The sequence below is a fragment of the Erythrobacter sp. NFXS35 genome (assembly GCF_040148725.1).
In the GTDB taxonomy this organism is placed as follows: domain Bacteria; phylum Pseudomonadota; class Alphaproteobacteria; order Sphingomonadales; family Sphingomonadaceae; genus Erythrobacter.
In genome coordinates this window covers 794445-817340 of the sequence record NZ_JAGDEB010000001.1, presented here as the reverse complement: position 1 = coordinate 817340, position 22896 = coordinate 794445, and the positions used below count along the sequence as shown (strand labels likewise).

27 protein-coding genes are annotated in these 22896 nt (G+C 64.6%); 19 read left to right on the top strand and 8 right to left on the bottom strand.

What is annotated here, in order from left to right; genetic code table 11:
- The first annotated feature begins 8 nt into the window (after window positions 1-8).
- The 6 genes from J3454_RS04025 to J3454_RS04000 all read left to right on the top strand — a co-directional run bounded on the left by J3454_RS04025 (window position 9) and on the right by J3454_RS04000 (window position 3123).
- Window positions 9-404: a dihydroneopterin aldolase gene (locus tag J3454_RS04025; RefSeq protein ID WP_349512459.1), complete on the top strand. Its 396-nt coding sequence runs from the start codon at window positions 9-11 to the stop codon at window positions 402-404.
- A gap of 4 nt (window positions 405-408) precedes the next feature.
- Window positions 409-726, top strand: coding sequence for a Rossmann fold domain-containing protein (locus J3454_RS04020; RefSeq protein WP_349512458.1), 318 nt, complete (start codon window positions 409-411; stop codon window positions 724-726).
- Entirely contained in the window at window positions 719-1798 is a 1080-nt protein-coding gene (gene moaA / locus J3454_RS04015; RefSeq protein WP_349512457.1) for a GTP 3',8-cyclase MoaA, read from the top strand. The genes J3454_RS04020 and moaA overlap by 8 nt, the downstream gene beginning before the upstream one ends.
- Window positions 1799-1898: 100 nt before the next feature.
- Window positions 1899-2159 carry a MoaD/ThiS family protein gene (locus J3454_RS04010; RefSeq protein ID WP_349512456.1) on the top strand — a complete coding sequence of 87 codons (261 nt, stop codon included), beginning with the start codon at window positions 1899-1901 and terminating at the stop codon, window positions 2157-2159.
- Window positions 2160-2163: 4 nt separating this feature from the next.
- Complete coding sequence (locus J3454_RS04005; RefSeq protein ID WP_349512455.1) at window positions 2164-2625, top strand: molybdenum cofactor biosynthesis protein MoaE; 462 nt, start codon at window positions 2164-2166, stop codon at window positions 2623-2625.
- 66 nt (window positions 2626-2691) lie between these two features.
- Window positions 2692-3123 carry a hypothetical protein gene (locus tag J3454_RS04000; protein ID WP_349512454.1) on the top strand — a complete coding sequence of 144 codons (432 nt, stop codon included), beginning with the start codon at window positions 2692-2694 and terminating at the stop codon, window positions 3121-3123.
- 53 nt (window positions 3124-3176) lie between these two features.
- Here J3454_RS04000 and J3454_RS03995 read toward each other — a convergent pair whose 3' ends face one another.
- Window positions 3177-3866 (bottom strand): Crp/Fnr family transcriptional regulator, encoded by a 690-nt coding sequence (locus J3454_RS03995; RefSeq protein WP_349512453.1) that lies wholly within the window; start codon window positions 3864-3866, stop codon window positions 3177-3179.
- Window positions 3863-4357 (bottom strand): hypothetical protein, encoded by a 495-nt coding sequence (locus J3454_RS03990; RefSeq protein WP_349512452.1) that lies wholly within the window; start codon window positions 4355-4357, stop codon window positions 3863-3865. The genes J3454_RS03995 and J3454_RS03990 overlap by 4 nt, the downstream gene beginning before the upstream one ends.
- Before the next feature lie 241 nt (window positions 4358-4598).
- Here J3454_RS03990 and rplU point away from each other — a divergent pair, with 241 nt between their 5' ends.
- The 4 genes from rplU to J3454_RS03970 all read left to right on the top strand — a co-directional run bounded on the left by rplU (window position 4599) and on the right by J3454_RS03970 (window position 6665).
- Window positions 4599-4964 carry a 50S ribosomal protein L21 gene (rplU, locus tag J3454_RS03985; RefSeq protein ID WP_349512451.1) on the top strand — a complete coding sequence of 122 codons (366 nt, stop codon included), beginning with the start codon at window positions 4599-4601 and terminating at the stop codon, window positions 4962-4964.
- A gap of 14 nt (window positions 4965-4978) precedes the next feature.
- Window positions 4979-5248, top strand: coding sequence for a 50S ribosomal protein L27 (gene rpmA / locus J3454_RS03980; RefSeq protein WP_296718347.1), 270 nt, complete (start codon window positions 4979-4981; stop codon window positions 5246-5248).
- Between the two features lie 212 nt (window positions 5249-5460).
- Window positions 5461-6012 carry a GNAT family N-acetyltransferase gene (locus J3454_RS03975; RefSeq protein WP_349512450.1) on the top strand — a complete coding sequence of 184 codons (552 nt, stop codon included), beginning with the start codon at window positions 5461-5463 and terminating at the stop codon, window positions 6010-6012.
- 56 nt (window positions 6013-6068) lie between these two features.
- Window positions 6069-6665, top strand: coding sequence for a TetR/AcrR family transcriptional regulator (locus J3454_RS03970; RefSeq protein ID WP_349512449.1), 597 nt, complete (start codon window positions 6069-6071; stop codon window positions 6663-6665).
- Here J3454_RS03970 and ygfZ read toward each other — a convergent pair.
- Entirely contained in the window at window positions 6662-7399 is a 738-nt protein-coding gene (gene ygfZ / locus J3454_RS03965) for a CAF17-like 4Fe-4S cluster assembly/insertion protein YgfZ (protein WP_349512448.1), read from the bottom strand. The two genes, J3454_RS03970 and ygfZ, sit on opposite strands and share 4 nt — an antisense overlap.
- A 38-nt stretch (window positions 7400-7437) precedes the next feature.
- Between ygfZ and pyrC the strand changes: the two genes are divergently transcribed.
- Entirely contained in the window at window positions 7438-8475 is a 1038-nt protein-coding gene (gene pyrC, locus J3454_RS03960) for a dihydroorotase (protein ID WP_349512447.1), read from the top strand.
- On the opposite strand, the gene rarD is transcribed toward pyrC, so the two are convergent.
- A complete protein-coding gene (gene rarD, locus J3454_RS03955; RefSeq protein WP_349512446.1) occupies window positions 8472-9395 on the bottom strand; it encodes an EamA family transporter RarD in 924 nt (307 codons plus the stop codon). The two genes, pyrC and rarD, sit on opposite strands and share 4 nt — an antisense overlap.
- Before the next feature lie 320 nt (window positions 9396-9715).
- On the opposite strand from rarD, the gene J3454_RS03950 reads away from it, so the two are divergent.
- Window positions 9716-10414, top strand: a complete 699-nt coding sequence (locus tag J3454_RS03950; RefSeq protein WP_349512445.1) for a hypothetical protein — start codon at window positions 9716-9718, stop codon at window positions 10412-10414.
- 37 nt (window positions 10415-10451) lie between these two features.
- Here the strand turns inward: J3454_RS03950 and astD are convergent, their stop codons facing one another.
- Complete coding sequence (gene astD / locus J3454_RS03945) at window positions 10452-11864, bottom strand: succinylglutamate-semialdehyde dehydrogenase (RefSeq protein ID WP_349512444.1); 1413 nt, start codon at window positions 11862-11864, stop codon at window positions 10452-10454.
- A gap of 105 nt (window positions 11865-11969) precedes the next feature.
- Entirely contained in the window at window positions 11970-13391 is a 1422-nt protein-coding gene (locus J3454_RS03940) for a protein adenylyltransferase SelO family protein (protein WP_349512443.1), read from the bottom strand.
- 92 nt (window positions 13392-13483) lie between these two features.
- Here J3454_RS03940 and J3454_RS03935 point away from each other — a divergent pair, with 92 nt between their 5' ends.
- The 5 genes from J3454_RS03935 (at window position 13484) to J3454_RS03915 (ending at window position 19305) form a co-directional block, all read left to right on the top strand.
- On the top strand, window positions 13484-14350 hold the full coding sequence (locus J3454_RS03935) for an alpha/beta fold hydrolase (RefSeq protein ID WP_349512442.1): 867 nt from the start codon (window positions 13484-13486) through the stop codon (window positions 14348-14350).
- Window positions 14347-15489 carry a glycosyltransferase family 4 protein gene (locus tag J3454_RS03930; protein WP_349512441.1) on the top strand — a complete coding sequence of 381 codons (1143 nt, stop codon included), beginning with the start codon at window positions 14347-14349 and terminating at the stop codon, window positions 15487-15489. Before J3454_RS03935 ends, J3454_RS03930 begins: the two co-directional genes overlap by 4 nt.
- Window positions 15490-15682: 193 nt before the next feature.
- Window positions 15683-16462, top strand: a complete 780-nt coding sequence (locus tag J3454_RS03925) for a tetratricopeptide repeat protein (RefSeq protein ID WP_349512440.1) — start codon at window positions 15683-15685, stop codon at window positions 16460-16462.
- Between the two features lie 22 nt (window positions 16463-16484).
- Window positions 16485-17831: a PQQ-binding-like beta-propeller repeat protein gene (locus tag J3454_RS03920; RefSeq protein WP_349512439.1), complete on the top strand. Its 1347-nt coding sequence runs from the start codon at window positions 16485-16487 to the stop codon at window positions 17829-17831.
- Window positions 17832-17889: 58 nt separating this feature from the next.
- Window positions 17890-19305, top strand: a complete 1416-nt coding sequence (locus J3454_RS03915) for a methyltransferase family protein (RefSeq protein WP_349512438.1) — start codon at window positions 17890-17892, stop codon at window positions 19303-19305.
- 10 nt (window positions 19306-19315) lie between these two features.
- Here J3454_RS03915 and J3454_RS03910 read toward each other — a convergent pair whose 3' ends face one another.
- Window positions 19316-20686: a glutamate--cysteine ligase gene (locus J3454_RS03910; protein ID WP_349512437.1), complete on the bottom strand. Its 1371-nt coding sequence runs from the start codon at window positions 20684-20686 to the stop codon at window positions 19316-19318.
- Window positions 20687-20805: 119 nt separating this feature from the next.
- Window positions 20806-21564: a 16S rRNA (uracil(1498)-N(3))-methyltransferase gene (locus J3454_RS03905; RefSeq protein ID WP_349512436.1), complete on the bottom strand. Its 759-nt coding sequence runs from the start codon at window positions 21562-21564 to the stop codon at window positions 20806-20808.
- Window positions 21565-21603: 39 nt separating this feature from the next.
- Between J3454_RS03905 and J3454_RS03900 the strand changes: the two genes are divergently transcribed.
- Together J3454_RS03900 and ubiA are read left to right on the top strand one after the other, a co-directional pair.
- Window positions 21604-21987 (top strand): hypothetical protein, encoded by a 384-nt coding sequence (locus J3454_RS03900; RefSeq protein WP_349512435.1) that lies wholly within the window; start codon window positions 21604-21606, stop codon window positions 21985-21987.
- A complete protein-coding gene (ubiA, locus tag J3454_RS03895; RefSeq protein WP_349512434.1) occupies window positions 21984-22892 on the top strand; it encodes a 4-hydroxybenzoate octaprenyltransferase in 909 nt (302 codons plus the stop codon). The genes J3454_RS03900 and ubiA overlap by 4 nt, the downstream gene beginning before the upstream one ends.
- Window positions 22893-22896: the final 4 nt, after the last annotated feature.

Genomic DNA, 22896 nt, shown 5'->3' with positions numbered 1-22896 from the left:
CCGCCGGCATGACCTCCCGCACCGATTCGCTCACCCTCGAAGTCAATGATCTCGTCGTCGATGTCCTCACCGGCATCTATTCCGAGGAGACCGGCAAGCCGCAGCCGCTGCGCATTTCGATGGCGGTGCGGTATGCCGTCGCGGATCGCTACGATCCCGAAACGCCGCTCGATGCGTCCAAGAACTACATGGACCTCAAATTCGCTGCCACCGGTGGCTTGCCCGAAGGCGTCCATTTCAAGCTGATCGAAGCGGTCGCCGATCATATCTGCGAAACGCTGTTCGTGCAGGATGCGCGGGTGGAGGCGGTCACGGTCAAGATCGTCAAGCTCGCGATTGCCGAGGCGGACGAGCAGATCGGCATCACCTTGCACCGCGAACGCCCGACCGGCCCCGGAGCGTAAAGCCATGATGCGCCAGCTTGAAGCGGGGCGTCTGCCGGAAGGCCCGCTGGATGCGGCGGGGGCGTTCATGGCGTTCTACCTCGAATCTGCGCGTGCGCTGCTCGCCGCGCCCGACGTGACTGCGCTGGCCATCATCCTGCCGCCCGCAGGCCACGAACACCGCGACTGGCGTCTTGCGATGGCCCGCGATCTGGCGCGCGAGGCAGCGCCTGCCCGCGTCAATGTGGTTGCCGGACCGCCCGGATCGGCGCGGGACGCCAGCTTGCGCTTTCTGGCGGAGGCGCCCGGGGTGACAGGGCAGTATCTCGTGTGCCATGAATGAGGGCGTGCAGATTGACCCGCCTCGCCAACGCGATCTGATTGAGCTGAACGCGTCGGCAAGCGCCCTGCCGCCGCTGGTCGACAACTTTCAGCGCCGCATCACCTATCTGCGCCTTTCGGTGACCGATCGCTGTGATCTGCGCTGTTCCTACTGCATGCCCGAACGCATGACCTTCCTGCCCAAGGCCGAAGTGCTGACGCTGGAGGAACTGCATGATCTTGCCACCGGCTTCATCGCGCGCGGGGTGACCAAGATCCGCATCACCGGGGGCGAACCGCTGGTGCGGCGCGACATCATCGACCTGTTCACCGCGCTGGGGCGCAGGCTGGGGCCCAAAGAACATGGGGGCCTGGCGGAACTGACGCTGACCACGAACGGCACGCAGTTGGCAAGCCATGCCGAGGCGCTGGCCCACACCGGGGTCAAGCGGGTGAACGTCTCGCTCGACACGCTGGACCGCGCCAAATTCGCCAAACTGACCCGGCGTGACGCGCTCCCGCAGGTGCTCGAAGGGATCGCTGCCGCCAAGGCGGCGGGGCTGCGCGTCAAACTCAATGCGGTTGCGCTGAAGGGCATCAACGAAGGCGAACTGCCCGATCTGATCGCCTGGGCGCATGGGCAGGGCCATGATGTCACCCTGATCGAAGTGATGCCACTGGGCGATGTCGAGGAGGAGCGGCTCGACCAGTATCTGCCGCTCGATGATGTCAGGCGCGATCTGGAACACCGCTGGACGTTGACCGACAACGCCCATGCCACCGGTGGCCCGGCGCGCTATGTCGATGTGGCCGAAACCGGCGGCAGGCTCGGCTTCATTACTCCGCACACGAACAATTTCTGCGCGGGGTGCAACCGCCTGAGGGTGACCGCGACCGGCCAGCTTTACCCATGCCTTGGCGGAGGCGAGCAGGTCGATTTGCGCGCCGCGCTGCGGTCCGACGCGCCCGAAGCCAACCTCGCCGCCGCACTGGACGAGGCGCTGCGGATCAAGCCGGAAAAGCATCATTTCCGCATGGATAACCGCGATGCGGCACCAGCCGTGCCGCGCCACATGTCGATGACGGGGGGGTGAGGCCCATGCTTCGTCATTGCGAGCGCAGCGAAGCAATCCAGTTCCGAAGCTGGATTGCCGCGCGACCTCCGGTCGCTCGCAATGACGACGGAGGCTTGGCGTGATCCGTTTCGTCTATCTTGGCAAGCTCGCCGATGCGGCGGGCAAATCGGAAAGCCAATTCGCCTCGAATTCTGGGGATATTGACTGGCCGGATATCCTCGCCTTGTTGGACGATCATGTCCGCGAAGGGCTATCCGATGCAGTCCGTGATAAGCGAGTTAAGGTCGCCCTCAACGGTGAGGTGCTGGCCGACCGCGAAGGGATTGTCGCGCGGCATGGCGACGAGGTCGCCTTCCTGCCCCCCGTGTCCGGCGGCTGATCCGATGCGCGATATTCGCTTGGCTGAGCAAATGTTCATCCCCGGCACGCTGATCGGCCCGTTCACGCAGGCCAATCCGGGGTTGGGCGGGGTGTGCACCTTTGTGGGCGAAGTCCGCTACGATGACGGGGTCGAGGCGCTTGAACTCAGTCATTACGAACCGCTCACCCTGCCGGGGATGCACGAGTTGGCCGACCGCGCGTTCGACCGCTTCACCCTGATGGGCCTGTTGATGGTGCACCGTGTCGGCGTGCTGCGGCCGGGAGAGCCGATTGTCTGCGTTTCTGCGGCCGCGCTGCATCGCCGCGACTCCATCGACGCTGTCGATTTCTGCATGGACCATCTGAAAAGCGCTGCGTGGTTCTGGAAGCGCGAGAAGCGCGCCAACCAGAACGGGGGCAGCGAATGGCACTGGATCGAACCGCGCGCCGATGACCATCGCGATCTTGCGCGCTGGCAAAGCTGATTTGATCCGCGTCAAAGCAGGGCTGCACTGGGCGCAGTAATCCTTCTTCAACAAGGAGGACCACCCATGAGCCACATCGTCCACGACCTGATCGCCCGCGGTGATGCCCGCGTTGTCGAGCAACCCGCAACCGTCCGTCACCAGGTGGAAACCGACCGCAATTTCGGACTGCCGACCGCGCTCTACGGGGCGACAGTGGGCTGCTATCTGGGCTTTCTGGTGATCGTCGGCAGCGCGTTTGCGAACCCGGTGCTGGCGATCCCGATGGCGATCATCGTCCTGCTCATCGCAGCCTTTTTTGCGGTTCCGGCGATGTGGACGCGGCTGGCCGGCAACACCACCCAGCCGCAGACGCGGGGCGATTTCGAAACACGCGGCATCATGACCAATACGGGGCGGCTCGCCCCGCGCGATGCGACGATCCAGGTGCTGATCCTGCCGGTGCTGCTGGTGGTGTGGGGCCTTGCCATCGCGGTAATCGCCGCGATCGTCGCCTAACCTGAACGGCTCCCCTCGGGGCGGCGGCTCCTCTCCCTGCCGCCGCTCCGAATCTATCGTCCCGAAATGTCGTGCAGCAGTTCCGGATCGCGGATCAGAATACCGCGCTTGCCTTCGCGCTGGATCGCGCCCGTATCCTCAAGTTCGCCCAGCTTGCGGCTGACCGTTTCGATGGTGAGGCCGAGCATGTTGCCGATTTCACCGCGGGTCAGCGGCAGGTCGAACCGCTTGGCGAGATGGCAGGAGCTGTCGCTGGCGGCAAAGGCGAAATCGTGCAGCAATGCGGCCAGTCGTGCCTCGGCGCTGGCGTGGCCGGTGAGTTCCAGCAATGTGCGGGTCGCCAGCAGATCGGCCTGGCTGCGGCGCAGCAACGCGCGGGCGAGGGCGGGATAATCCTCGATTGCGCGCTCGATATCGCGCTTGGCGAAGGTGCACAGCCGGCTGTCGGTCAGCGCCACGACATCGTGGTGGGCAAACGGCGCGAACAGCTCGCCGATGAAGCCCGCCGGATGGACCAGAGACAGAATCTGCTCGTTGCCGTCGGCATCCACTGCCGAAACCTTGAGTGCGCCGGAAAGCAGCGTCGCGCAGGCGGCATCCTCGTCCCCGGCGGCGAACAGCATCTCGCCGCGTCTCAGGGTGCGCGTGCGTCCGGCTGCGGCCATCGCGTCGCGTTCCTCCGTGGTCAGAACGGCGCAGGCGGCAGTCTCGTTCACCGGGCAGGTGCTGCAGGCCAGGTTCATGTTTCCATCATCTCCCACAAACGTTCCATCGCCGCGTTCTGATCGGTCACCAGTGTGAGCACCTGCGCCCGCGCGCCTTCAATCTCTTGCGTCGGAGCAAAGGTGGTCGCCGCGGTGACGGCGAGTTCATCAAGCTCGGCCAGCACGGTGGTGGTCGCGCCGCGATGGGCGGCAAGATCGGCCATTGACACCAGCGCAGCCGCGCGAGCATCGCTTTCGATAGGTCGTCCGGCAGCGGCGCGGGCCAATTGTGCGGCTTCGGCTTGCTGACGGCTGAACTTCGTGTCTGCGGTGACTGCGCGGTCGACAAGCGCCACCAACGTTGCGTCATCGACGATGGGGCGAGTCGGCGCAGGCGGCCGGGTCGGGCCGGACGGCGGCGGGTTCACTTCGAACGACCGCATTGCCAGCGAAGGATAGCGTGTATCCGACCCCGCGCAGGCGCTCACCGCCGCAATCAGCGGAAGCAGGCCAAGAATTTTCCGTCGCACTTGCATATAGATCCCTGTCTCCGTTACCACGACACCCTTCGGTGGCAAAGGGAACAGTCAGATCAACGTTGCGTGTTTTTTGCCGCCCGCAGCCGTTGACTTGCAAACACCTTTCCCCTAACGGCACCCATCTTTCCGGCGCTGCATTCGCGCAGCGTCGCATTGCCGTTCGGTAGGCATGGCGTGCCACGCCCTTCCGGACATTGCACAAGATTGAGAGTATAAAGCCATGTTCGCTGTAGTGCGCACCGGCGGCAAGCAATATCGGGTTGCCGCCGGAGACAAGATTGCCGTTGAAAAGCTCGCAGGCGAAGCCGGCGACACCATCACGCTGAGCGATATTTTGCTCGCCGGTGAAGGCGAAAGCATCGCCGATGCCGCCAAGGTGACCGTTTCGGCGGAAATCATCGCGCAGGCCAAGAGCGAGAAGGTGATTGTCTTCAAGAAGCGTCGCCGTCACAATTATCGTCGCAAGAACGGCCATCGGCAGCAGATGACTCTGCTGCGGATCACCGCCGTGGGCGAAGATAAGCCGGCTGCCAAGAAGGCCGCCGCCAAGAAGACCAAGAGCGAAGCCCCGGCAGACGCCGCGGCCTCGGCTGAATAAGGAGCGGGTGAACCATGGCACATAAGAAAGCAGGCGGTTCGTCGCGTAACGGTCGTGATTCGGCCGGTCGTCGCTTGGGCGTGAAGAAGTTCGGCGGTCAGGAAGTGATCGGCGGCAACATCATTATCCGTCAGCGCGGCACCCGCGTATACCCGGGCGTGAATGTCGGCATCGGCAAGGATCACACCCTGTATTCGCTCGCCGAAGGCGTGGTGCGATTCCACGGTGGCAAGCAGGGCCGTAAATACGTCTCTGTCGATGTCATGGCGGAAGCCGCCGAATAAGCGGATGATTCGATAAAGGGATCATCCGCAAGGATGGTTCCAGTCGGTGAATAACCGGCTTCAAGAGGGAGATGGGACCATCCTCGATACGAGGGGTCCGTCTCCCTCTTTGCATTCTCCCTCGTCATTGCCGCCGAATCATAAAGTTTCGCGGCCACGAAATTGTCATGCGTTGCCGTTATCGGCGGCGTGGGGCGAGGAAGGGAGAACTCGTGTTCCATCGCAGTCAAAGATTGCTGTTGCGGCCGATCTGGCCCGAGGACTGGCAGGCTCTACTGGCCGGAATCGCCGACGAAGGCGTTGTGCGGAACCTCGCCAGCGCGCCCTGGCCTTATGACGAAAGTCACGCTCGCGAATTCGCCGCGCGTCCCGTGGAGCCGCTTTACCCGCGTTTCCTCGTCACCCGCGCCGCCGATGCGCAGGCAGTCGGCTGCATCGGATTGGGGCCGATGGGCGATGCCGCCAATGACGGCGGAGCGATCGAACTTGGCTACTGGATCGCGCGCAGCTTCTGGGGGCAGGGCTTCGCCACCGAGGCGGGCGCAGCGGTGCTGGAAATCGCAGCAACGCTCGGCCATCGCGAACTGGTCGCCTCGCATTTTCTCGACAATCCGGCATCGGGCAAGGTGCTCAGAAAGCTCGGCTTCGATCCGACGGGCCGGGTAGAAGAGCGTTTTTCCTGCGGGCGCGGCGAGATGGTGCCAGCGGTCGGTTACCGGCTTGCACTGGGCGGTGCGGGCAGCGAACACCAACGCGCGGCCTGACCGCACCCGCCGCACGGCTTGTCGACCCCGGCAAAAGCCGTTAGGCGCAGCCGCCTATGTCCAGTCGCAAAAGGTTGACCCCCGAAGAATCGCGCAGCTCCGCGCTCGCCGCCGCGCGTGCGCTGCTAATCGAGACGGGGCCGCAATCCGTGACGCTGAAAGCGGTGGCGACCCGGATCGGGCGGACCCACGCCAACCTGCTGCACCATTTCGGATCGGCGTCCGGGCTGCAAAAGGCGCTGGCCGAACATCTGGCACGTTCGGTGTGCGAGACAATCATCGACGCCGTGCGCGCCAGCCGTGCAGGGCTCGGCGCTCCGCGCGAAGTGGTGGATCTTGCCTTCGACGCTTTCGACCGCGAGGGCGCGGGCGCGCTGACCAGCTGGATGCTGCTGACCGGCAACGAGGACGCGCTCGATCCGATCATTTCGACCATTCATGATCTGGTCGACGAGATCGCGCCCGAAGAAGCCAGCCATGGTAGTGAGCCGGGCCGCATTCATGGCGACACGCTGACGCTGGTGCTGATGGCGCTGGGCGATGCATTGATCGGCGGGGCGCTGGCCAAGGCGCTCGGCCTGCCGCGCGATGCCGCGCGTGAACGGGCGACGGCAATGCTCGAAGCCTCGCTCGCGGTCTACGAACAGGGCTAGGCTTCGGGCGCGATTACTCCGGCGCGCTGCCAGGCGGGCAGAGCGTTGGGATCGAGCTTCTCGGTCCGCAGGTGATCTACGGCAAGGCCGAGTTCGGGATAGGCGATCACCCGCCGCGCTTCGTCCGAGTGCGCCAACGGGACCACCACCAACCGCCGGTTGACCTTCTGCCGCCAGTTCATGCGCGCGGTGTTTTCCTGCCCGACATAACAGCCCTTGGTGAAGCTCACGCCGTTCAGTTCGACTGCGTTGGTTTCCAGCCACAGGATATCGCCGAGTTCTGCGCGACCTTCGGGCACGCCCAGCGACAGGCGGTGGGCGTGCCACGCATCATCGGCGCGCTCGCTCCCATTTGCAGTTGCCAGCCAGCGCCAGCCCAGTTCCGGCAGGCGCGGATCGGGCACTGCGCCGTCCTGTGCATCGCGGCTCCAATGCACGGCGAGCGAATCGTCGCGGGCAATCGCAATCTTGCGCCGCAGCCGGTACATCGACAGCCGCTTTGCCAGGTCATCGGCCAGCGCCGCCTCGCAATCGACAAGCAGGTCTGCCCCGTCGCCCCACACCAGAAAATCGAACATGTGCTTGCCCTGCGCGCTCAGCAACGCAGCGTAGCAGGGGAGCGGCCCCTGCACGTCATTGGTGACGAGGCCTTGCAGGAAGGCGGCGACATCTTCCCCTTCGTCCAGCGCGGAGAGGCGGATAATGGCACGATCGGTGAGGCAGGTTACAGTCATGCGTGACAGATAGGATGACGCATCGCTAAGGGGAAGCCATGACCGACAGCCTCACGATCCGCCGCCCCGACGACTGGCACCTGCATTTCCGCGATGGGGCCATCATGCGCGAGGTGGTGCCCTATACCGCCCGACAGTTTGCCCGCGCGATCGTGATGCCCAATCTCAGCCCGCCGGTGACCACGACCGCGCTGGCGGCGGCCTATCGGGAACGTATCCTGGCCGCCGTGCCCGAGGGCGTGCGGTTTACTCCGCTGATGACGTGCTATCTCACCGACGATACCGATGCTGACGATCTGGCGCGCGGCGCGGCGCAAGGTGTGTTCACCGCCGCCAAGCTGTATCCCGCCAACGCCACCACCAATTCGGCCGCGGGTGTGAGCAACGTCGAAAAGCTGTATCCGGTTCTGGCGCGGATGGAGGCCGAGGATATCGTGCTGTGCATCCACGGCGAGGTGACCGACCATCATGTCGACGTGTTCGACCGCGAAAAAGAGTTCATCGACAGGCACTTGCGCGGCATTGTTGCAAGCTTTCCCAAGCTGCGCGTGGTGTTCGAACATATCACCACCAGCGATGCAGTCGATTTCGTGCTGGAAGCCGGACCGAACGTGGCCGCGACCATCACGCCCCAGCACCTCCACATCAATCGCAATGCCATGCTGGTGGGCGGTATTCAGCCGCACAATTACTGCCTGCCGGTCGCCAAGCGCGAGAGCCACCGGCTGGCGCTGCGCAAGGCGGCCACCGGCGGGAGCGCCAAGTTTTTTCTGGGCACCGACAGCGCCCCGCATCTCAAGCGCGACAAGGAAAGCGCCTGCGGCTGCGCAGGCATCTTCGGTGCGCCCTATGCGCTGGAAAGCTATCTTTCGGTGTTCGATGAGGAGGATGCGCTGGATCAGTTTGAAAGCTTTGCCTCGCTCCGCGGCCCCGCGTTCTACAAGCTGCCTGTCAACGAGCAGAGCGTGACGCTGGAACGTGCCGATCATGCGGTGCCGAAGGTGCTGCAGGTGACAGGCGAGGACATCGTGCCGTTCCACGCGGGCGCGACGCTTGGCTGGCGGTTCGTCGGCTAAGCCGCCGCCTTCCGGCTGCTGCGCCGTTTCGCCCACAGGTCGTAAACGAAGATCCCGACTGCGATCCAGATCAGCACGAAGCTCAGAAGTTTCGCCGGTTCAAGCGGTTGGCGGAACACCGTGAGTCCGAGTATGAAGACGATGGTTGGCGCGAGATACTGGATGAAGCCGAGCGTCGAATAGTCCATCCGCCGCGCAGCGAGCGCGAACATCAGCAGCGGCACGGCAGTGGCAACGCCGGAAAAGACAATCGCGAGGCTGAGGAAGGTGTCCTGCCCGAAGGATGAGCCTTGCGGCCCGCTTGCATACCACAGCGCCACCGCACTGGCGGGCAGCAGCAGGATCGCGCTTTCGATTGTCAAACCGGGCAGCGATCCAACCGAAACCTGCTTGCGAACAAGGCCATAGAAGGCAAAGCTGAACGCAAGGCTGAGGCTGATCCACAGGCTCGTCAACGCGCCGGCCGCAAGCAGTACAACGGCCAATCCCGCCACGCCCACCGCGAGCCATTGCCGCCGCGACAGCTTCTCTCCGAGAAACAGCGTGCCGAGCAGCACGTTGATGAGCGGGTTCAGGTAATAACCGATGCTGGTTGCATAGACCTGCCCCTCCATGATCGCCCAGACATAGATGAACCAGTTGGTGCCGATCAGCATCGCGCTCGCCAGCAGCGCGAGCAGGGCGCGCGGGCTTTTGAGCGCAGCTACAAGCTCGGGAAACTGGCGCCGGACAGCGACAATCACCAGACACAGCGGCAGCGTCCAGATGATCCGCCAGCCGACGAATTCGAATGGCGGGACGGCTTTCACCAGTAGCAGGTAGAGCGGCAGAAAGCCCCAGATCAGATAGGCGCCGATCGCCGGGGCGAGGCCCGAAGGCGCGGATTGGCCGGTGGAGGATGAGGGTGCGGAAGCGGCCATGAAAGGCTGCCGTTAGGGTGCGATGACCCGGTGCGCAAGCAGTGCTGCAGCGATGAACGACGGCTTTCGGCTATAGTGCCAGTTCGTTCAGGTTTGATGCCATATAGATGAACGCACTCAACAAGACATGTATCGAAACGGACGTTTTAGCATGTACTTGCACAACTTGCGGCCGCTCCCACCAAGCGGTCGTCGGCGCAGGCCCATCGGCTTGCGGGAAGCGCCTTCGGAAGCCAACCGGCTCCGGAGGCGCTTTTGCCTTGGGGCGGAATGCGGGTTCTTAACCATATTATGGCATCGGCAGGGAAATGCGCTGTGTCTTGCCCCTTGTCCTGCTCTCGCTGCTGGCGGCCTGCTCGGGTGAGCGCGAGGATCGTACTTCGGTCGATCCGCTGGCGACCGACCCGGTGGTGGCGCGCGCGCTGTATGATCCGCTGATGAGCGACCCCGATCTTTCGGCCCGCAACGCGGCCAATGCGCTGCTGGACTTTGCCGGAGACACCGCACTGCCGCTGGTGCCTGCAACGCCGGAGACAGCGCGAGCCGCGCGCGAGGCGGCCCGTATCGAATTGCTGGAGGGGGGAGAGATTGTGTCGCTACCCGCAGCAGTGGAGAAAAGCGGGCCAGTGCTCGCGGCAAATGCCACGGTTGAGGACTTGCTCGCTGTGCTGGGCGCACCAGAGCGATGCGCTGCCGTGATCGAGGAAGGCTTCATCTGGGCGGTCGATCCGCCATCGGTCGCTACGATCATGCCGCACGGGATGGTGATGCAGGCGGCTGGCGCGCAGGTGGCAGGGTGCCGTCTGCGTATCGTTCGTTACCGAACGCCAGCAGCATCTGCAGATGTGCTGCAATACCACTTCAACTACGCGCTGCGTGCCGGGCTGCAGTCGGTGCTTTACGAGCGGCCCGTCACCGGTCTGACGGCCAGCGGAAAAGGCGGCGAGGCGCTGACGGTTCTGATCCGCCAGGGCCCGAGCGGCCTGACCGCCGTCGACCTGCTGTATCGTGCCCCCTGAGCCCTGAACTCAGAGCCCTGAACCCAGAGCCCTGCAGTCAGGGCCTGAGGCCAACGCCGATGGTGGCACGCGGTTGATCCATTTCGGTGCTGGCAACCGGATAGGCGCAATAATCAGCGGCATAATAGGCGGCGGGGCGGTGATTGCCCGACAGCCCGATACCGCCGAACGGCGCCTTCGACGAAGCGCCGTTGGTCGGCCCGTTCCAGTTGATGATCCCGGCGCGGATATTGGCCCAGAACCGCCCGTAGTCCTCGGGCGTGCCGCCAATCAGCGATGCTGACAGGCCAAAGCGGGTGTTGTTCGCCTCGGTAATGCCGGCGTCGAGATCGGGCACCCGGATCACCTGCAAGATCGGCCCGAACAATTCGATGTCGGGGCGATCGGGAATGTTGGTCACATCGATGATGCCTGCGGTAAGGAACGGCAGATCGGGCACGCTGCGGCGCATGTGCAGCAACGGCCTACCTCCGGCTGTCATCAGCGTCAGGAAGCTTTCGACCAGCCTGTCGGCCGCGTCATTGTCGATCACCGGCCCCATGAAGGGCTGCGGCTCACCCAGCGGATCGCCCACCATCAGCTTGCGCGCCAAAGGCAGCAATTCGGCCATCAGGTCATCATACACGCTGTCCTTGACGATCAGCCGCCGGGCGGCAGTGCAGCGTTGCCCGGCGCTGGTGAAGGCACTTTGCACGATCAGCGCGGCGGCATCGGTCAGCTTGGGCGTGTCGATCACCACTATCGGATTGTTGCCGCCCATTTCCAGCGCAACGATCTTGCCCGGATTGGCGGCCAGTTTGCGATTGATCGCTATGCCGGCATCGGCCGAGCCGGTGAACAGCACACCGTCGACGCCGGGATGCGAAACCAGCGCCTTGCCTTCACCCGGCCCGCCGATCACCAGTTGCACCACGTCTTCGGGCACGCCTGCGCGGTGGAAGCAGGCGACCAGCGTCTCACCCACCGCCGGGGTCTTCTCCGAAGGTTTGAACAATACGGCATTGCCTGCCAGCAGCGCGGGTATGATGTGGCCATTGGGCAGGTGCGCAGGAAAATTGTAGGGGCCGAGCACCACCATCACACCGTGCGGTTTGTGACGCACGGCGGCGCTGGCATTGAGCCCGGCGTCGAACTTTTTCTTGCCGGTGCGTTCGGCATAGGCCTGCACCGAAATGTCGACCTTGTTCACCACCGCATCCACTTCGGCGCGCGCTTCCCACAGGGGCTTGCCGGACTCGCGCGCGATCAGTTCCGCGATTGCATCTGTCTCGCGCCGCACCTCGTTGGCGAAGGCGCGCAGAACTCCGATTCGGCTGGTGAGCGGCAGCGCCGCCCATGCCGGCCAGGCGCGGCGGGCAGTGCTGACCGCTGCCTCGACATCGCCATGCACACCGCGCCACAGCTCCTCGCCGCTGGCCGGCTCACAGGATACGAGGAAATTATCGGTCACTGCGCCTCCCTTCCCATGCCGGTGCAATCCGTAGCTCGCCGCGAGAGGTAATGCGCCCCAAGATGAAAAGATAGGGTGAAGACAGACCCCGGCACAAGCTGCGGATCAACCCTGATGCGCGTGTCCGGCAGGCACCGGCGCACGCCCGTGCGCTTCGCCCATGCGCCGCAGGGCGGCAACCTTGGCGTGCAGCGGATTCCAGTCGTCGCCTTCGTCGATCGCCGCCCAAATCGCTTCGACTCCTTCGACCAGCATCGATTGGGGCGCATCGTCCGACCAGTAATCATGCGCGGAAGCGGTGGGGGTGTAATCCGCCAAGACGTCACCCAGCACGCCATCCGTCTGCCCGCGTCCGCCGCGGTGCGCGAAGAAGAACGCGTCGGGCTGCGCGCCGCTTTCGCGCATCGCCGCTTCGCACAGGCTGACCAGGCGGGTGTCATCCTCGGCCCCGCGCGATTCCACCCCCAGCCGCCAGCACCAGCGCCGCGCCGCCGCCTGCATGTAAAGCGGACCGAACCGTTCGAGCGCGGCGATCAGCGGCGCGCTTTTGGTCAGCAGGCGCAGCGCCACCGCGAACTGCCCGCAGTTCCAGTGCAGCGCCTCTGGCTGGCGGCCGAAGGCGTACAGCCCGGAGTGATCGAAATAGGCCGCAGTAAAGCCCGGATCCCATTCGGGCAGCCAGCGCCACGGGCCGTAGTCGAAGCTTTCGCCGGTCACGTTCATGTTGTCGGTATTCAGCACCCCGTGGACAAAGCCTGCGACCATGTAGCTGGCGGCAAGATCGGCCATGCGTTCGACCACCTGATGCATCAGGATCACCGCTGGTTCATCGCGTGCCGGAGCATCTGCGGGTAACGGCGGGCCGGGAAACTGCGTGAGGCAGTAATCGACCAGCTGCGCCATTTCCTCCGCCTGCTCCAGCGCCAGCAACCGCTGGAATGTGCCGATCCGAATATGCGAATGGCTGAGCCGCACCATCACGGCGGAACGCGTGGGACTCGGCTCGTCACCGCGCCACAGCTTTTCCCCGGTCTCGACCACCGATAAGGTTTTCGAGGTGTTGACCCCCAGCGCCTCCAGCATTTCGGTGGCGAGAATCTCGCGCACTGCGCCCTTCAGCGTCAGCCGCCCGTCGCCCGCTCGGCTGAACGGGGTCTGGCCCGAACCCTTGGTGCCGAGGTCGAGCAGACGTTCGTTGGCATCGCGCAGCTGCGCGAACAGAAACCCGCGGCCATCGCCGATCTCGGGATTGTATACCCGGAACTGATGGCCGTGATATTTCAGCGCCAGCGGCTGCGGCAGATTGCCTTGTAGCGGGGCGAATCGTCCGAAATGCGCAGCCCATTCCGTATCGTCCAGCCGAGCTAGCCCGACGCTTGCCGCAGCACGATCATTGCGAAAGCGGATGCGGGTTTCGGGGAAGGATGCAGCCTCCACCGCGCTGCCCAGCCACGGCGCCAATGCGAGGATGGCAGGATCGGGACGATAGGGCCTGGATGAATCCGGGTGTTGCACAGCTTCGCTCATCCCGCGATAGTGGGGACAAGCGCATCGTTACGCAACCCGCCTTCACCGGCGGCTTTGCTGGTGCCATTCAACCCAAGGGAATATCGCCGTTCATGGCTGCAAATTACGAAGATCGCTACTGGACCAGCAGCGACGGATTGAACCTGCATTACCGCAATTATCCGGGTCCCGAGGGTGGAGCCGCGCTGCCGGTGCTGTGCCTCCACGGCCTGACCCGCAATAGCCGCGATTTTGGCGGGCTGGCCGAGGATCTGTGCGCCCGCCACCGGGTGATCGTGCCCGAGATGCGCGGGCGGGGGCTAAGCGATTATGCTCCGGACTCCGATACTTACAACCCGATCGCTTATGTTGCGGACGTGGAGAAGCTGCTGGCCGAACAGGGCATCACGCGCTTCATCGCGATCGGCACCTCGATGGGCGGGCTGATGACGATGCTGCTGGCCCAGGCCCAGCCGGAACGGATCGCGGCGGTGGTGATGAATGATATCGGCCCGGTGGTCGAACCAGTCGGGCTTTCGCGGATCTCGGCTTATGTCGGGCAGGGACGCAGCTATCCCACCTGGGTTCACGCCGCGCGCGGACTGGAGGCGGTGCACGCCCCCGCCTTTCCCGATTACGACCTCGACCAGTGGCTCGACATGGCCAAACGGACGATGGTGGTGAGCCAGAACGGGCGGATCACCTTCGATTACGACATGGCTATTGCCGAACCTTTCGGCAAACCGGGCAACGCCGCGCCGCCGAACCTGTGGCTTGCCTTTGAGGCGCTGCGCGGTGTGCCCATGCTGCTGGTACGCGGCGAATTGTCCGAACTGCTCAGCGCTGAGACGGTCAGTCAGATGGGGGCAAGAAACCCGGCGATGCGCGCGATCACCGTGCCGCGCGCCGGCCATGCCCCGACACTCGACGAGCCCGAAGTGCGCGCTGCCATCGACGCGCTGCTGGACGGAATTGCATGAGCGAGGGCACCGGAGCCGCCATTCGCGTTCTCCACTGCCATTCGACTTTCTCCGCCGGGGGCAAGGAAGTGCGCAGCGTCGGGCTGATGAATGCCTTTAGGGCGGCGCTGGAACACACAATCGTCTCGGCCGAGCCGGATGCGATGGGCGCGCGCGCGCTGATCGATCCGGATGTCGCCGTGCGGTTCCCGGCGGATTTCCCGTCACTCAAGGGGCTCCCCACACCCGGACGGCTGGCGGCACTGGCTGAGGCGCTGAAGGGCTATGACCTCATCTGCACTTACAATTGGGGCGCGATGGATGCGGCGATGGCCCATGCGGTATTTGCCCGCAATTTTGGCCTGCCACCGCTGGTGCACCACGAAGACGGGTTCAACGAGGACGAGGCCGACGGGCTGAAGGCAAGGCGCAACCTTTATCGGCGGGCGGCGCTGAACCGGGCAAGCAGCCTGATCGTGCCTTCGACCGGGTTGGAGCGGATTGCGCTGAACGCTTGGGGGCAGCCGCGCGCCAAGGTGCTGCGGATCGCCAATGGGATCGACACCGCTGCCTTCGCCGCGCCGCCCCAACCCGGTGCGCTGCGGGTGGTCAAGCGCGACGGGGAGCGCTGGATCGGCACGCTTGCAGGCTTGCGGGCGGTCAAGCAGTTGCCGCTTATGGTGCAGGCCATGGCCGGGCTGCCCGATCACTGGCATCTCGTCATTTGCGGCGACGGGCCCGAGCGCGATGCGATCCGCGCCGCGGCAGAGGCCTGCGAGGTCAGCCACCGCGTCCACCTGCCGGGAGCCGTGGCCGATCCGGCGCAGATTATCGGCCTGTTCGATATCTTCGCGCTGTCTTCTGCGTCGGAACAGTTCCCGCTGTCGGTGGTGGAGGCGATGGCTGCGGGCCTGCCGGTGGCCGCTCCCGATGTCGGGGATATCCGGCAGATGGTGGCAGAACCCAACCGCCCCTATATCGCTGTGCCGGGTGATCCGCAGGCGCTTGGCATGATGTTCGCCGAACTGGCCGACGATCCCGATCTGCGCGCCCACATCGGCGCAGCCAATCGCGACCGCGCGCGCGCGCATTACGACGCGGAGCAGATGGCGGCGCACTACCGCGCGGCCTACGCGCAGGCACTGGGGCGCGATTTCTGATGAGCAAGAAGGCAGGTGCGCTTCATCCCCTGTTCAAATCCGCGCGTGCACGTAACTGCGCAGACTGGCAGGGAAGGGCTTGTCCCGCCCGGCTCTGCCCGGCATTGCGGAAGCGGTCGCAACTGCATAAAGAGCGCGGCTAACTCCGCGCGTGCAGCGCAACGCATTTTTGTCACAGGGAACACAAGGCCGAATGGCGCGCACTCCGACCTCTTCCGACCGCGTCCCGGCGACTCCCGCCGAAGACGAGATCCTGATCCGCGAGATCGACGAGGCAGTGCGTCAGGACGATGCACTTGCGTTCTTTCGCAATCACGGGGTCAAGGTGCTGGGCGCGGTGATCGTTCTGATCGCTGGGCTTGGCGGTTACATGCTGTGGGACAATCAACGCGAAAGCGAACTCGAGGCGCAGTCGGAAACCCTTATTGCCGCGCTCGATTACGCCAATCAGAACGATTTTAAGACTGCGAGCGAGACGGTCGCCCCGCTGCTCGACGCAGGTTCGCCCGGCGCGCGCACTGCGGCGCGGCTGCTGCAGGCGGGCGCGGCATTGCAGGCGGGCGAAGTCGACAAGGCCGCCGGGCTGTACCAGCAGGTCGCCGATGATGCCGAGGCGCCACCGGTGATGCGCGATCTGGCGCGCATTCGCGATGTGACGGCGCGGTTCGACAGCATGGCACCCGCTGACATCATCGCCCGGATCGGACCGCTTGCAACCCCCGATAGTCCGTGGTTCGGCAGCGCGGCGGAACTGGTGGCGATGGCTCACCTCGAAGCGGGCGACAGGGCCGAGGCCGGAGCCCTGTTCGCGCAGGTCGCCAAGGATGAAGATCAGCCCGAAACCCTGCGTTCGCGCGCGCGCCAGATGGCGGGGCTGCTGGGTGTCGATGCAATCGTGGACGTGGAAAAACTGCTGGAAGACGAAGGGGTCGTCGCTTCCGGAGGGAATGGCGGCGCTGCTGTCGCCAATTAGAAACAGGTTTGAACAGACGGGTATGAACAATTTGAAAAATGCACGCGCCGCGTTGCTCGCGGGCATGATGGCTATGGCTCTGACTGGCTGCAAGGGCGGCCTGTTCGGCGGCGGCGAGGACAAGACCACGCCGACGGTCGGCAATCGCACCCCGATCCTTTCGCGCATCGAAAGCGGGGCCGAAGTCGATCCGGCTTTGGCTGCCATTAGCGTTGTGCTGCCGCCGGCGCGCAACAACATCGAATGGCCGCAGGTCGGCGGTTCGGCCAGCAAGTCCTATGGCCATCTGGCGCTGGCGGAGAACCCGACCAAGGCCTGGACCGCGCAGATCGCCGGATCAACCAACCGGGTGCGCCTTGCCGCGGCTCCGGTGATCGGCAGCGACAAGCTGTATGCCGAAGGCACCGACGGAGCGGTCCACGCGTTCGACAAGAAAACCGGCGCAGAGGTGTGGAGCCGGCGCGAAACCGAGATCGATGACGATACGCGCAATTCGGCCTTCGGCGGCGGGGTCAGCTATGACAACGGGATCGTCTACGCCACCAACGGTGCAGGCTACGTCAAGGCCAAGCGCGCTGAAACCGGCGAACTGCTGTGGCGGGTCAAGCCCGCAGGTCCCTTGCGCGGATCGCCCACCATCGCGTTCGGCCAATTGTTCGTGATGACTCAGGACAATCAGATCATCGCGCTCAACATCGCGGATGGATCGCTGGTGTGGGACGAATCCGGTTCCACCACGCAATCGGGCGTGTTCGGCGTGGCGGCTCCGGCCGCCGGACAGGGCACCATCGTCGCCGGTTATTCTAGCGGCGAACTCAGCGCCTATCGCTATGAAAACGGCCGCGTATTGTGGTCGGATGCGCTGGCGCGCACCAACATCTCAACCACGGTCGGTTCGATCACCGATATCGATGCCGATCCGATCATCGATTCCGGCCGGGTCTATGCACTGGGTCAGGGCGGGCGCATGGCGGCGTATGAGCTGGTCACCGGCCAGCGCATCTGGGAACTGAACCTTGCGGGCATTTCCACCCCAGCGATTGCGGGCGAATGGATTTTCACCCTTACCGACGACGCACGCCTGCTCGCCATTGCCCGGTCGAGCGGCCGGGTGCGCTGGATCGCCCAGCTTCAGCAATTCCGCGATGAGAAGGACAAGGAAGGCCCGATCTTCTGGACCGGCCCGGTGCTGGCGGGCGGCAATCTGTGGATCGCCAGTTCGCGCGGCGAGGTGTGGAAGGTGAGCGCAGCCGAAGGCTCGGCCCAGTTGTTCGCGGATATTGATCAGCCGGTCAGCCTGCCGCCGGTGGTGGCCGACGGCTATCTTTACGTTCTTGACGACAGCGGCACGATTCACGCCTGGCGCTGAGGCGCGCACGATCGTGCTGGAAAGGCTATTAACCCTTTTGGGATAGGGCGTGCGCGTGATGAGCGCGCCTTACTCGCCCGATAAGCCTGCAAGACCAACCCCGCCGCCGAGTGATGTGTCGGCGGGCGTCGGGCTGGTCGGGCTGGCGGGGCTGTTCGCATGGATTGCGTTCTGCCGATCATACCCCGAGATTGCCGATGCGCTGGGCTTTTCCGGCGGCTTTGCAGCATCGCGCGGCGTGCTGTCCGGACCCTATGCTGCGTTGGCTGCGATGCTGTTCACCGCGCTGCCGATGGCCCTGTGGTCGGTTCTGGTGGACAAGGTTCACCGGCGTCCGTCGACCGGAATCGATTGGAGCCTGCGCCGACCGCTCGCCGAAAGCCTGCCGATCTCGGTCGTCAAGCTTTCGGGCCTTTGGGCGACCTGGGCCCTGCTCGCCGCGTTCTACGGCTTGGCGCGGTGGTACTGGAACGGCTCATACCTGTTCGCAATGGAGGTGCTGACCTTCGCTGCCGCGCCGCTGGTGGCGCTGTCGATCCCCTATGTCATCTGGCTCGACCGCCATCTGATCGAGCCGCACGACGGCACCTGGCAATTCGGCGCGTTCCTGCTCGGCGGCGGTGTAATCGGGCGCGAGACGTGGGACGGGGCGCAGATTGCCAAACACTGGCGGGCATGGATCATCAAGGGCTTCTTCGTCGCCTTCATGATCTCGATCCTGCCAGGCGGCTTCGCGCAGGTGGTCGAGGCTGATCCGGCGCAATTGTTCGGCGATCCTGTGCAATTCGTGATGCTGCTGGTGACGCTGTTGTTCGTGATCGATGTGCAGATCGGCACGGTCGGTTACCTTCTGACGCTGCGCCCACTGGATTCGCATATTCGATCGGGCAATCCGCTGGTCGCGGGATGGCTGGCGGCGTTGCTGTGTTATCCGCCCTTCGTGTGGGGCATCATCGGCCCAGACAATCAGGTGCTGAGCTACGAGACCGGCACCCCCGGCTGGGCATATTGGTTTGTGTCTAACGAAGCGCTGCTGTGGGGCTGGGGCGCGCTGCTGGTGGTGCTGACGGCGATCTACGCCTGGGCGACGGTGGTGTTCGGCATCCGCTTTTCCAATCTCACCTATCGCGGGGTGCTGACCCACGGCCCCTATCGCTTCACCCGCCATCCGGCCTATCTTTCGAAGAACCTGTTCTGGTGGGCTTCGGTATTACCGTTTCTTGTTACCTCCGGATCGCTGGCCGACGCTGTGCGAAACAGCGTCTTTCTGCTGGTGGTGAACGGCATCTACTACTGGCGCGCACGCACCGAGGAAGCGCATCTGCTGGCCGAAGATCCCAAATATGGCGAATATCATGCGTGGATGGCCGATCACGGCCTGATCACCGCGCCGCTGACGCGGTTGGCGCGGTTGGTGACAGGGCGAGGGCCGCGGCAGCCTTCGCCTGCAATCCAAGCGTTCCCCGCCGAATAGCGCTTTTCGGTCAGAACGACTGTTCGTAGACCCGGCTGATATCGCCGTTCCATTCCCCGTGATAGGCATCCAGCAACCGCTGGGCCGGCACCTTGCCGCTGGCGACGATCTCGTCGAGCGCCTCGAGAAAGCCGGTTTCGTTATCGCCCGAGGAATTGAGCCGCGCGCGCGCCGCCAGCCCCTTGTGCGCAATCGCCAACGCCTCGCGCCCGATATCGCGCAGGGTTCCGCCGCCGGGGACGGGCGCGTCAAGCGCCAGCCGGGGCGCGGCATTGCGCAGCGCCTCGCGCTCTTCCATCGTCCAGCCCTTGACCAGATCCCACGCCGCATCGAGCGCCCCTTGGTCATACAGCAGCCCGACCCAGAAGGCCGGAAGCGCGCAAATCCGGTTCCAAGGCCCGCCATCCGCGCCGCGCATTTCGAGAAAGCTTTTCAGCCGCACTTCGGGGAAGGCGGTGGAGAGATGATCCCACCAGTCGCTCTGCGTCGGACGCTCGCCGGGCAGGACTGACAGCTTGCCGTCGAGAAAATCGCGGAACGAAAGGCCCGCCGCGTCGATATATTTCCCGTCGCGGAAGACAAAATACATCGGCACGTCGAGCATGTACCGTGCCCAGCGTTCATAGCCGAAGCCATCCTCGAACACGAAGGGCAGCATTCCGGTGCGGTGCGAATCAGTATCCGACCAGATGTGCGAACGGTATGACAGGAACCCGTTGGGCTTGCCTTCGGTGAAGGGCGAATTGGCGAACAGCGCGGTCGCCAGCGGTTGCAGCGCGAGGCCGACCCGGAACTTCTTCACCATGTCGGCTTCGCTGCTGTAATCGAGGTTGACCTGAATCGTGCAGGTCCGCAGCATCATGTCGAGGCCCATGGTGCCGACGCGCGGCATGTGCCGCAGCATGATATCATAGCGGCCCTTGGGCATGATCGGCAGTTCTTCGCGCGTTTTGTCCGGCCACATGCCGAGCCCGAGATAGCTGACGCCGCACTTCTCGCCGACCGCCTTGACCTGTTCCAGATGCCGCCCGGTTTCAGCGCAGGTCTGGTGCAGGTTTTCCAGCGGCGCGCCCGACAGTTCGAGCTGTCCGGCCGGTTCAAGGCTGACCGCGCCGTCCGCACCCTTCAAGGCGATCACGTTCCCGCCTTCCTCGACCGGCTGCCAGCCGAATTGCTCAAGGCCTCCCAGCAGGTCACGTATGCCGCAAGGTTCGTCATAGGACGGTGCGCGGTGATCGGTACGCTTGTAGACAAGCTTTTCGTGTTCGGTGCCGATGCGCCAGTCAGCCTTGGGCTTTTCGCCGCCAATCATTGGCGCGACCAGCTGATCGAAGCCTTCGATGATCGGATCGTCTGCCGTGCTGGTTTCGCGTGTGCTCATCGAAAGTGCCCTCTTTGGCCGGTTGCCTTAGAAAACCGATCTGTCGCTGGAAAGGTAAATTCGCGTTTGTGCAAGGCAATCAGGATTATGTTGCAGGTTCGCGCCACGCGTGCGGCAGGTTACCAATCACCCGCGCCGGCCATCCATACCGCGAGTGCGGCGATGGCGGCGGTTTCGCCGCGCAGGATACGCGGGCCGAGCGTAATGGCACGCGCAGCAGGATGGGCGCGGATCGCGGCGCGCTCGGCGTCGTCGAAGCCGCCCTCGGGGCCAGTAAGGATCGCGGCTGGGCCGGAATAGGCGGCAAAAGCGGTCGCCGCAGGCTCGCCCCCGTTCTCGTCCGCAAAGAACAGCGCACGGTCATCGTGCCACTCCGCCAGCAGCGCATCGAGCTTCACCGGTTCCGCCAATTCGGGCAGCGCAGTGCGAGCGCACTGCTCGGCGGCTTCGGTGGTGACGGTGTGGGCGCGCTCCATGTTGAGCTTGTCTGCGACACAACGCCGGGTGACGAGCGGCTGGATGCGGGCCGCGCCGAGTTCCGTGGCTTTCTCAAGCATAAGGTCGAACCGGTCCTTCTTGAGCAGCGCCGGGCAGAGCCAAAGGTCAGGCACCGCCTCGCGCGGGCGGATCCTTTCCGCCACCTCCAGCACCACGTCCCGCTTCCCCACATCGCTGACCCGGGCTGCCCATTCGCCGGTAATGTTGTCGCACAATATCACCGCGTCGCCGCGTGCAACCCGCATCACGCGGGAAAGATAATGCGCAGGATTGCCTTCGATCCGCACGGCTGCTCCTGCGCTGATTTCCTCCCTCACGAACAGACGCGGTGCGCTTTTTGGCGGCCAGGCCGGAGCCCTAGGTTGGTGCGAAGCGGGCATGGCTTTGCACTAGGCGCTTGCCCCGCTAGTGAGCAAGTCATGTCCGCACGCATCGCACAATTCGGGATCGCCGCCGTTTTCCTCTTGCTGGGCGGCTGGGCGCTGTTCGCGCCGTCCAACGTGATCGAAATCGGCGTGACCGAGGCCTACCGCGAGAACACCTTCCTCACCCGCTTCGCCATGGCGTGCTTCGGTGCGCAAGCTGTGTTGTTCGGGTTGATGGCGCTGGTGGTGCGATGGAGTGCGCGGGGGTTCCTTGTCTTTGCCGTGCTGCTACTGCCGTTCTTCGTGTTCAACTGGTATTTCCATTACGAAGTGCCGGTGCTGACCTCGATCGGGATGCTCGATTTCGCCGGTAATGTCACCATGCTGGTGCTGGCGATCATCGGCTGGCGCGCGGCGCGCAGCGAGGCGGAGAAGTGAACAGCGATATCGTTCCTGACAGCGAACATAGGGGACTGGTGGCGCGGCTGCCGCAGCTTCCGCGTGATCTTGCGCAGCTGGCGCGCTTCGACCGGCCGATCGGGTGGTGGCTGTTGTTCTGGCCGTGCGTGTTCGGGGTGTGGCTGGCGGGAGCGGGGACGCAGCTTGGTCTGCTAGGCTGGCTGCTGCTCGGCAGCATCGCGATGCGCGGGGCGGGGTGCGTCTATAATGATATCGTCGATGCCGATCTTGACCGGCAGGTGGCGCGCACCGCTGCGCGCCCGGTGGCGAGCGGGCGCGTGTCAAAAAAGCTCGCGTGGGGCTGGCTCATCGCGCTGTGCCTCATCGGGCTCATCGTGCTGCTGCAATTGCGATGGCAGGCGCAGATGGTTGCGCTCGGCAGCCTCGCGCTGGTCGCGGCCTATCCCTTCATGAAGCGGATCACATGGTGGCCGCAGGCGTGGCTGGGGCTGGTGTTCACCTGGGGACTGCTGGTTGGCTGGAGTGAGCTGCGCTGGGATAACTGGGATGCGCTGGCGGCGGTCTATACCGGGTGCATCTGCTGGGTGATCGGCTACGACACGATCTACGCGCTGCAGGATCGCGAGGACGATGCGATGGTTGGCATCCGCTCATCCGCCTTGGCGATGGGCGCGCGCGTGCAGGCGGGGATCGTAGGGTTCTATGGCGCGGCAATCGCGCTGTGGGCGTTGGGCTTCTGGCTGTACCGGCCCGATCCGCTGGCGCTGCTTACGCTGTTGCCGGTCGCGGGCCATCTGGCTTGGCAGGTGGCGACGCTGGACGCAGGCGACCCCGCCAATCCGCTCGCCCGGTTCCGGTCGAACCGCTGGGCCGGGGCGCTGATGGCGGCGGCGTGCTTCGTGGTCGGTAACGCCGGAGCCTGAGGCC